Source organism: Streptomyces sp. NPDC031554 (genome assembly GCF_055580685.1).
The window spans coordinates 166,847-176,816 of sequence record NZ_JBVIKX010000017.1; the positions used below are offsets into that span (position 1 = coordinate 166,847).

Consider the following 9,970-nt stretch of genomic DNA (forward strand, 5'->3'; position numbering starts at 1 on the left):
CATCGTGTCGGGGACCGCGTACGGAATGTCGTCGAGCCCGGACGAGCTCCTGGCCTCCGCGGTCGTCCGGGTCACGGGACAGGACGGGGCGTCGAGCGGCGCGGGTTTCCTCGTCGCCCCGGATCTGGTGCTGACCTGCGCCCACGTGGTGTCGGACGCCCTGGGCCGGCCCCGTGACGAGACGGTGGCGACCGGCGAGGCGGTCGACGTCGACCTGCCGCTGGCCGATCACCGGGAGGCCGGTGGGCCCGGGTCGTGGCCGGCCGAGGTCGAGCAGTGGGTGCCGATCAGGCCCGGCCACGGGGGCGACATCGCGGTCCTGCGGCTCCGCGAGGCGATCCCCGCCGCCCGCCCCCTGCCGATGGCCGACGCCGCGAGCGTGTGGGAACACGGGGCACGAGCCGTGGGGTTCACCGGCGGCGAGCCCCAGGAGACCTGGTTCCGGGGGAAGTTGAGCGGCGCCACCAGCGAGGGCTGGCTCCAGCTCTCCCGGGCCGACGGACAGAGCGCGTACGTCCGGCGCGGATTCAGCGGCAGCCCCGTCTGGGACAACGAACTGGGCGCGGTGGTCGGTCTGGTCGTGGCCGCGCAGCCGCAGCAGGACGCGCAGCAGGCGTACGTCCTGCGGACCAGGACCGTGCTGCGGGAGGTCCCCTCGCTCGCCGGCGTAGTGAGCCCGCCCACGCCCTTCCGGGGCCTGGCGCCTTTCCGGGAACACGACGCGGACGTCTACTTCGGCCGCGACGAGGACGTCGAGCGCGTGGTCACCGCGCTGCGGACCGCCGACACCCCGGTCACCGTGTACGGGCCGTCGGGCTGCGGGAAGTCGTCGCTGGCGCTGGCCGGGGTGGCGTCGCGGCTGCGGCAGGCCGGTCACGAGGTGTTCGTGGTGAACGCCGGGCAGGTCTCGTCCCCGCGCTCCGCGCTGGCCGTCGAACTCCACGAGGCCGCCCGCGCGGGCCGGTTCGGCCCGGTGCGGACGGACGGCGTGGACCAGGTGGAGGCCTGGCTGGCGGACAAGGGGCTCACCGACACGCTCCACCGGCTCCGCGGCACCGCCGCCGGCGAGGCGCTGGTCGTCCTCGACCAGGCCGAGGCGCTCCTGGACCGCCCGGACGCCGAACTCGGCCACCTCGTGGAACTGCTCTTCCCCGACCGTCCGCCCGCGAGTCCGGTGCGGGTACTGCTCACCCTGCGCGCCGACCACATGAACACCGCGCTCAAGCACCCGCGCCTGGGGCCCGTCCTGTCCGGCGGCGCGACACTCCCGCTGACCCCGATGTCCCGCGACCAGCTCCGGGAAGTCATCGTCAAGCCGGTCGAGACCGTACCGGCGGTGGAGTACGACCCGGGTCTCGCCGGGCGCGTGCTGGACGACACGGGCAGCGAACCGGGCGTCCTCCCGCTGCTCGGCTTCGTCCTGGAGCAGTTGTGGGACCACCGGGTCGCGGGCCGTCTGCTGGCCACGACGTACGAGGAGATCGGCGGGGTGTCCGGCGCGCTGCGCCGCCACGCGGAGACGGCGTGGAAGCAGTGCGTCCCGTCCGGGGACGAGGCCGAGGCGCTCGCGCTGCTGACCGGGCTGGTACGGGTGCTGCCGGGAGGCGACGGGGCTCCCCTGCGGCGCCGCCTGACCCGCGACGAGGCCGGAGAGGAGCGCTGGCGTCTGGCACAAGCGCTGGCCGAGCGGCGCCTGTTGGTGCTGCACGGGGAGGAAGGCGGCCCGGAGAGCGTCGAGCTGGCGCACGAGGCGCTGATCACCGCATGGCCGACCCTGTCCGAACGGGTCCGTGCCGACGCCGACTTCCTCGCCTCCCGGGCGGAGGTCCAGCACGACCTGGAACGGTGGGGCAAGGCGGACCGTTCGGCGGACCTGCTGCCCGGCGCCCTTCAGCTCGACGCCCTGCGGGTGAGGCTGCGCGGCCGCGAGGCGGACCTGACCGAGGAGCAGCGGGAGTTCCTCGCGCTGGCCCGCCGGCGCCGACGGGCACGGAACGCCCGCGTGCGCGCGGGGTGGATCTCGACGGGCCTGGTCCTCGCGCTCGTCGCGGCGCTCGGCACGTTCCTCGTGCAGGAGTCCCGGGTCAGCGCGGCACGGACCGCGGAGAGCCGGTCACGGTCCCTCGCGATCCAGTCGGACGAACTGGTGGACGGCAACCCCGCCCAGGCGGGCCTGACCGCGCTCGCGGCCTACGACATCGCCCCCACGCAGGAGGCCCGCAGCGCGCTGATGCGACGGTACGCGGAGCTGAAGGGCGCGGCGTGGGTGCTGGCGGGCACCCAGGGGAAGATCAAGCAGGCGGACATCAGCCACGACGGGAGGACGGCCCTCGTCACGGGCATGACGGGCCGCGCGACCCTGTTCGTCCGCACCGCCTCCGGCAAGGTCCGGCACGAGCAACTAGGCTTCGCCGACGACCTCGTGTCCCCCGTGGTCAGCGGGGACGGCCGTCGGATCGCCTACGTCCGCGGTGAGGACGGCGTGGTGGTCTGGCACGACGTGGCCCCCTCGGGAGAACGACTGGCGGGAGCGGCCCACACCCTCCGGGGCACCTTCCTGCAACCCGGATCGCTGATCGACGACGACGGCCGGGAGATCCTGAACTTCTCACCGGATTCCCGACTCCTGGCCGGGGCGGCCACGTTCGACCGGCCCATGCGGCTGTGGAACCTGGAGACCGGGAAAGCCCGGACCTTTCCCGGCACGTTCGACGGACTGGGAAGCGTGTGGTTCGGGCCCGACGAGAACACGCTGGTGGCCGAACGGTACGACGATCCCGCGCTGTTGAAGATCGACATCTCCACGGGTGGGACGAGCGAGCTGGCCCGCGGCGGAAGGTTCGTGGTCTCCGGGAACGCCGCCGTGGCGGTCTCCTGCACCGGCGAATCGCGTTTTCGCGCCATCCGGGTGTCGGACGGGCGGGTGCTGAGGGACATCAAAATGGCCCCGCACGCATTCGACTGCGTCACTTCCGGCATCACCGTCGACGGCGCCGGTGAGCATTTCGCGGTGGTCAACTCCTCCAACGAGTGGAGCCTGGTGGGCACGCGTTCCACCGCGGCACCGCGGACGTACTACCTCGGTCCCGATCCGGGAAGCTACTCCAGGCGTTCCTCGCTCTCCCCGATCTCCGACATCCCCCTCTTCCTGGTGGGGGACCCCGCCACGCCGACCTTGGTGACCGGTGAGGAGAACGCGCTCAAAGGGTGGGCGCGCAGGCTGTACAACGACAGCACGGACCCCGAGCCGCAACTGCTCGGCGACGGCGGCCTGATGGTCACCAGGGCGAGGCGGAAGGGCGGCGATCTGCTGCGGGTCGTGGAGACGGAAGGCAGCGGGAGGATCCTCTCCGAGGTCGTGTCCGGCTCCGGCGACGAAGCGTACGTGGCGCTCGAGGTCAACGAGTCCGGGACGCTGGTGGCGGACGTCCGGGAAAGGCATCGGGTCGTGGTCCGGGCGCTCCCCTCGTTGCGTCAGGTGGCGGAGTTCCGCACCGTGGAGCCTCCCGTCGAGGAGGAGAGCGACGAGCATGCCGTGGCTCTCGGCTTCCACGGCGACGACCGGATCGTGACGACGTCCGGCACGGTCGTCGAGAGCTGGGAGGCCCGCAGCGGACGGCGCCTCTCGCGGCCCGTCGACCTGCGGGACGTGGGCCTGACCGGGAAGAAGCAGCCCGCGTTCACCGTGCGGAGCCACCCCGAGCCGGGACTCGTGAGCGTGACGGTGGCCGGTGAGCCCTACCTGCACGCCGTCGACCTGCGGACGGGAGAAGCCGAGGAGGAACTCCGGGCGCGCCTCGCCGACGACCTCCAGTCGGCATCCTTCCTGGACGACCCGGAGTACGTGACCGTACTGACCACGGCCCAGACGGCCGAGGTCTGGTCGGTCCGTCCCGGGCGGCCGGCGAGGAAGGTGATGGGCCCGTTCGGGCCGCTCACCGACCTCGAGTGGTCGCAGAACTGGTCGCTGCGCCCCACCCGGGGAACCGGATTCGTCCTCGCCTACAAGGGGCACGTCCACTTCCTGAAGGCGGACGAACCCGGTTCCCGGGACACCTACACCTTCGGCGAGGAGCAGTCCTTCCCGGCGGCGGCCGGGGGCGGCGAGGCGGTCCTCCGCGCCCCCGAGAGCCTGGAACCCCCGGACCTGATCCGCCTCGACCCCGACCTCTGGAAACGCCGCCTCTGCGAGATCCTCGGCAGGGAACTCACCGGGGACGAGCGCCGCGGCCTCACCCATGACGTGCCCGCCCGCCTCTGCCCGTCCTGACGGCGGCGCCCGGGGCGTGCACCCGTGGGGTGGAGATTCCGCTGTTCAGGTGGCTCACGCCGCCGGTGCCGCCCTGGCGTGGCCGGACACGGCGCGTACGCGCGGAGTCGCCGTACGTGTCCGGCGTGCGGGCGGAACGGGACGGGACGGTCGGCGCGAGGTCGCGTCGACCGGGTGAGGCGGTACGGGGATGAGTGGACCGACGGGGCCGGTGGACGAGGCGTCCGTGAACGGCGGTGACGGCGTCGAGGCGTACAAGGACAGCCGCCTCTACACGGACCGGTGCACTGTCCGTGAGCTCGAGGAGCAGTACGGTCTGCTGCGGGCACAAGCTCTCACGCCCCGTGAGTCGTTGACCCTCATCGAGGAACTGCTGGGAGAGACATGAACATCGACGTCGAGGAAGTTGTCACGTGGCGCACGAGCAGCTACAGCAGCGGTGAGGGCGGCCAGTGCGTCGAGGTGGCCGCGCTGCCCCACGTCGTCCGTGTCCGTGACTCCAAGGACACGGGCCGGCCGGCCATCCCCGTCACCGCCGCCGCGTGGACCGTGTTCCTCGGGTCCCTCGGCTTCGCCGTGCGGTAGGCGACCGACGGGCGACGGGTCCGTCCCCGGCGACTGGCCGGGGGCGGACCCGTGCCGGGCGGGCCGTTCACACGGTCGTGGGCTGGCCCAGCAGCGTGCGCACCGTCTCCGCCACCGCCGGGAGCCGGGCGTCGAGGTAGAAGTGGCCGCCCTCGAAGGTGAGGAGTTCGCCCGGGCGCGTGGAGTGGGCGAGCCAGCCGCGGGCGTCGTCGACCGGGACGACCGGGTCGTCGGTGCCGACCATGACGGTCAGCGGGATGTCGAGGGGCGGTCCCGGCAGCCAGCGGTAGCGGCTGAGGGCCGCGTAGTCGGCGCGGAGGGTGGGCAGCACCATCTCCAGCAGTTCGGGGTCGTCCAGGACCCGGCCGCCCGTGCCGCCCAGCCGGCGGATCTCGGCGATCAGGGCCGCGTCGCCCTCCAGCCGGTCGCTCGCCCGGGGCTCCGGGCTCGGCGCGCCGCGCCCGGACAGGATCAGCCGCCGCGGGGTGGCCAGGTCGAACTCGGCGAGCACGCGGGCCGTCTCGTAGGCGACGACCGCGCCCATGCTGTGCCCGAAGAACGCGTACGGGTGCTGCGGGGCGCGGGCCAGTTCCTCGGCGACGGCCCGCGCCAGATGGGTCAGGGAGGTCAGCGCGGGCTCCAGGCGGCGCTCCTGACGTCCCGGGTACTGGACGGCCACCACGTCGATGTCGGGCGCCAGGGCCCGGGTCAGACCCAGGTAGGCGCTGGCCGCGCCGCCCGCGTGCGGGAAGCAGACGAGCCGGAGCCGGCCGCTCCCGCCGCCCCCGTCGTCCTCGGCGCCTGCGAACCGCCGCAGCCAGCGGCTCTCCACTACGGACATGTCGGATCCAATCCAGCGGCCGCCGCGCCCCGCCCGGCGGTGCGGTGGGGGCGCGGCAGCCGCTTGTCGTCGCGAACGGCTGGGGGAACGGCTCAGGTGCGGGCGGAGAGGCGAGCGGCCGCCGGCGGGAGGAAACCGGCCTCCGTGAAGAAGTCGACGTACCGCCGGAACAGGTCGACGGTCATCTTCGGGCACTCGATGCCGGTGCCCGCCAGCGCGCGTTCGGCCACGCTCGTGTCGACCGGCGGGTAGAAGGTCCCGTCACCCCTCGCCATCATCTCGAAGGCCTCCAGCAGCGGGAGCATCACGTTGTCGGGGTCGGACCGGACCAGGGCGCTCCAGGAGGCCGGGTCGAGTTCCTCCAGGCGGTGGCCCCGCGCCCTCAGTTCGGTGACGAACTCGGCGAAGGTCATGTGGCTCTGGTTGTAGAGGTGGAAGGTGCCCGGACGGACCCGTTCGGACAGCGACAGGGCGACCATCGCGGAGCTGACGTAGTCCACGGGCGTGAGCGGGACCGCGACGTCCAGGCCGGCCGGGACGGCGCCCGCCTGGACGAGCCCGCGCAGGCTCAGCCAGACGAAGTCGCGGGTCTGGCAGGCGCCGTTGACCTGGTCGCCCGAGACGACGTCCACGCGGTAGACGGAGACCGGCAGACCCCGGTCGCGGGCGATGCCGAGGACCTGCTCGGCGACCCACTTGCTGCGCAGGTAGCCGCTGGGCAGCGCCTCGGCGGGCCCGGTGGGGTCGTCCACCCGCAGCGGACGGCCGCCCGTCTCCTGGCCCGCGAAGACCCCGGTGGTGGACAGGTAGTGGACGGGGACGGTGCGGTGACGCGCCGCGAGCCGCAGGACCTCCCGCGTGCCGCCCACGTTGGCCGCCTTCAGCGTGCTGAACGGGTGCAGCCAGTGCACCTGGGCGCCGCCGTGGTAGACGACGTCGACGGTGCGGGCGAGGGCGTCGAACTCCTCCTCGCCCAGGCCGAACCGGGGCTCGGCGAGGTCGCCGACGACCACCTCGATCCGGGCGGGGTCCACCTCGTCCCACACGCGGTAGTACTCCAGGTTCTCGCGCAGCCGCCGCAGGCCGTCGGCCGCGTCGCTCGCGCGGACCAGGCAGTGCAGGGTGCCCCGGGTGGCGCGCGCCAGGTCGCGCAGCAGGAACGCGCCGAGGAAGCCGGTGGCGCCGGTCAGGAAGACGTGCGCCGGGTCGTCGGCCCGCCGTACGACCTCGGCGGCGGGCCGGATCTCCTCGTCCAGGCGGATCTCCGCCGCGTAGTCCTCGGCCGGGTCGGCGGCCGTCGCCGTGCGGTCGTCCGCGCCGTCCGTCAGGGCGTCGCGCAGGAACTCCGCCAGGGCGCGGGGGGTGGGGTGGTCGAAGACCAGGGTGCCGGGCAGGCGCAGGTCCAGTTCCGCGGCGAGGCGGTTGCGCAGTTCCACCGCGGTGAGGGAGTCGAACCCGAGCCCGGTGAAGGGCTGTTCGACGGCGAGGGACGACGGGTCGCCGTGGCCGAGGACCGCCGCCGTGGCGGTGAGCACCACGTCCAGGACGAGGGCGAGCCGTTCGCGTTCGCCGGCCGCGGCCAGGCGCCGCGCCAGACCGTCCGCCGTGCGCTCGGAGTTGGCGGCGGCCCGCCGCACCGGCCTGCGCACCAGGGTGGCGAACAGCGGCGGCACCTGCGCGGGGCGTTCCCGCATCGCGGCGAGGTCCAGCGGGGTGACGACGGGGGCGGGGTCGGGCAGGGCGAGGGCGAGGTCCAGCAGCCGGGGGCCCTGCCGCGGGGAGACGACGCCGAAGCCGGCGCGGGTGATGCGGGCGACGTCGGCCTCGTCGAGGTCGCCGGCGATGCCGGAGTCCTGGTCCCACAGCCCCCAGGCCACGGAGGTGGCGGGCAGGCCCCGGGCGGCGCGCAGGGCGGCGAGTCCGTCCAGGAAGGCGTTGGCCGCCGCGTAGTTGCCCTGGCCGGCGCCGCCGATGACTCCCGCGACCGAGGAGAACAGCACGAACGCCGACAGGTCCAGCCCCTCGGTCAGTTCGTGCAGGTGCCAGGCGGCGTCGGCCTTGGGCGCGAGCACGGCGTCGAGGCGCTCCGGGGTGAGGTCGGTGACCAGGCCGTCGTCGGTGACACCGGCCAGGTGCAGGACGCCGGTCAGCGGGTGCCGCGCGGGTACGGCGTCCAGGACGGCGGCCAGGGCGGCACGGTCGGCGATGTCGGCGGCGACGACGGTCGCCGTCGCGCCCAGCGCGGCCAACTCCGCCCGCAGCTCCTCGACACCCGGCGCGGCGGGTCCTCGGCGGCTGACCAGGAGCAGGTGCCGCACTCCGTGCTCGCCCGCCAGGTGACGGGCGAAGAGGGCGCCGAGGCTGCCGGTGCCACCGGTGATCAGAACCGTGCCGTCGGGGTCCCAGCGGCGGACGCCGTCGCCCCCGGAGCGGGAGGTGCGGGCGGCCCCGGACGTGTGGGCGGCCTCGGACGTGCGGGCGGCCCCGGAGGTCCGGGGGGCGCGGAGCAGGTCCGGCAGCAGGACGCGGCCGTCGCGGATCGCGGCCTGGGCGGCACCGGAGGCGACCACCGCGGACAGCGGGCCCGCGAGGGCGTCCGGATCGTCCGTGTCGGCGTCCACGAGGACGATCCGGCCCGGGGCCTCGGACTGCGCCGAACGCAGCAGACCCCAGTCCGCCGCGCCGGCCGGGTCGGCGGACTCCCCGTCCCCGGTGGCCACGGCACCCCGGGTCACCACGACCAGCGGTACGGTGCCGGGCCGCTCGTCGGCCAGCCACCGCTGGGCCAGGCCGAGGGTGGCGCGGGTGTGCGCGTGGACGGCGGCCACGAAATCCGCGCCCCGCGGGTCGGCGGCCGACCGGAACACCACCACCGCGTCGGCCTCGCCGCGTCCGGCCCGCGCGGTCGCCTCGGCCAGGGTGAGGTGACCGGTCCCCTCAGGGGCGGGGGACGCGGTCGGGCGGTCGAGGTCCTCGCCGACGACGGCGAGGGCCGGGGCGGTGAGGGGCGCGGGCAGCGGCGTGGTCCGCCAGTGCACGCGGAACAACGCGTCGGCGTCCCTGGCCAGGGCGTCGCGCACTCGGTCGGCGTCCACGGGGCGGCTGGTCACGGCGCGGGCGAAGGCCACGGGCCGGCCGGAGCGGTCGGCGAGACGCAGGGCGACCGTGTCCTCGCCCACCGGGACGAGGTGGGCGCGCAGGGCGGTGGCGCCGGTCGCGTACAGCTGGAAGCCGCTCCACTCGACGGCGAGCGTCCCGGTGTCCCGTTCCGCGTGCGGGCCGGCCAGCGCCGCGGCGTGCAGGGCCGAGCGCAGCAGCGCCGGGTGCAGGCCGAAGTCGGCGGCCTCGCCGTGCAGCGCCTCGTCGAGCACGAGGTCGGCGAACACCTCGTCGCCGAGCCGCCAGCCGGCGGTGACGCCCCGCTCCGCGTCCGTGTCCGTGAGGGCGAGCGCGGCGGCCTCGGCGGGCGGCCACGCGGCCGGGGGCGCGAACGGCGCCCTGGAGGTGCCGTGGCCCAGCCGCCCCCGCGCGCACTCCGTCCACGGCAGGTCGCCGCCGTCGTCGGGGCGGGCGTACAGGGTGAAGGCCCGTGCCAGGTCCGCGTCCGGCTCCCCGACGGACAGCTGGAGCTGGAGCCGGCCGCCTTCCGGCAGCGTCGGCGGGACGTCCAGGACCAGTGACTCCACGGCGCCCGCGCCGAGTTCGTCACCGGCGCGCACGAGGGCGTCCACCAGGGCCTCCGGCGGCAGCGCGGTCGCTCCGAGGAAGGTGTACCGGGCCAGCCACGGGTGGCTGCGCACCGAGACGCGGCCGGTGAGCAGCGCGCCCCGGCCGTCCGCGTGTTCCATCTGGGCGCCGAAGACCGGGTGTCCGCCCGGCCGGAGACCGAGACCGGCCGTGTCCAGGGCGCCGGTGACGGGCTTGATCCAGTACCGCTCGTGCTGGAAGGCGTAGGTGGGCAGGGGCGACTCGACGCGACGGGCACCCGTACCGGCGAAGAAGGCCGGCCAGTCCACGCGCACGCCGTGGGTGTGCAGGGCGCCGACGGCCTGGACGAGGGTGTGTGTCTCGTCGTGGTCGCGGCGGAGGAGGGGGAGGGCGGTGGTGTCGTCGAGGGTGTCGCGGGTGAGGGCGGTGAGGACGGCGTCGGGGCCGATCTCGACGAACACACCCGCTCCCGCTTGGTGGAGTGTGGTGAGGGCGTGGGTGAAGCGGACGGTGCCGCGGATCTGGTCGGTCCAGTACTGGGGGGTGGTGAGTTCGTCGGGGGTGGC

At 74.7% G+C, this 9,970-nt stretch carries 4 protein-coding genes and 1 pseudogene; 3 read left to right on the plus strand and 2 right to left on the minus strand.

The window, feature by feature from the left end; genetic code table 11:
• Nucleotides 1-25 precede the first annotated feature (25 nt).
• The 3 genes and pseudogenes from ACZ5FU_RS32350 to ACZ5FU_RS32360 all read left to right on the plus strand — a co-directional run bounded on the left by ACZ5FU_RS32350 (nt 26) and on the right by ACZ5FU_RS32360 (nt 4,855).
• Nucleotides 26-4,270 carry an nSTAND1 domain-containing NTPase gene (locus ACZ5FU_RS32350; RefSeq protein ID WP_468644209.1) on the plus strand — a complete coding sequence of 1,415 codons (4,245 nt, stop codon included), beginning with the start codon at nt 26-28 and terminating at the stop codon, nt 4,268-4,270.
• Nucleotides 4,271-4,514: 244 nt separating this feature from the next.
• Nucleotides 4,515-4,658, plus strand: a pseudogene (locus ACZ5FU_RS32355) (transcriptional regulator); the annotation flags it as partial.
• Nucleotides 4,655-4,855, plus strand: a complete 201-nt coding sequence (locus ACZ5FU_RS32360; protein WP_451527209.1) for a DUF397 domain-containing protein — start codon at nt 4,655-4,657, stop codon at nt 4,853-4,855. The pseudogene ACZ5FU_RS32355 and the gene ACZ5FU_RS32360, both read left to right, overlap by 4 nt.
• 67 nt (nt 4,856-4,922) lie before the next feature.
• Here the strand turns inward: ACZ5FU_RS32360 and ACZ5FU_RS32365 are convergent, their stop codons facing one another.
• Together ACZ5FU_RS32365 and ACZ5FU_RS32370 are read right to left on the minus strand one after the other, a co-directional pair.
• Nucleotides 4,923-5,696, minus strand: a complete 774-nt coding sequence (locus tag ACZ5FU_RS32365; RefSeq protein ID WP_468833405.1) for a thioesterase II family protein — start codon at nt 5,694-5,696, stop codon at nt 4,923-4,925.
• Nucleotides 5,697-5,788: 92 nt separating this feature from the next.
• On the minus strand, nt 5,789-9,970 hold a 4,182-nt coding region (locus ACZ5FU_RS32370; protein WP_469047640.1), incomplete at its 5' end, for a thioester reductase domain-containing protein.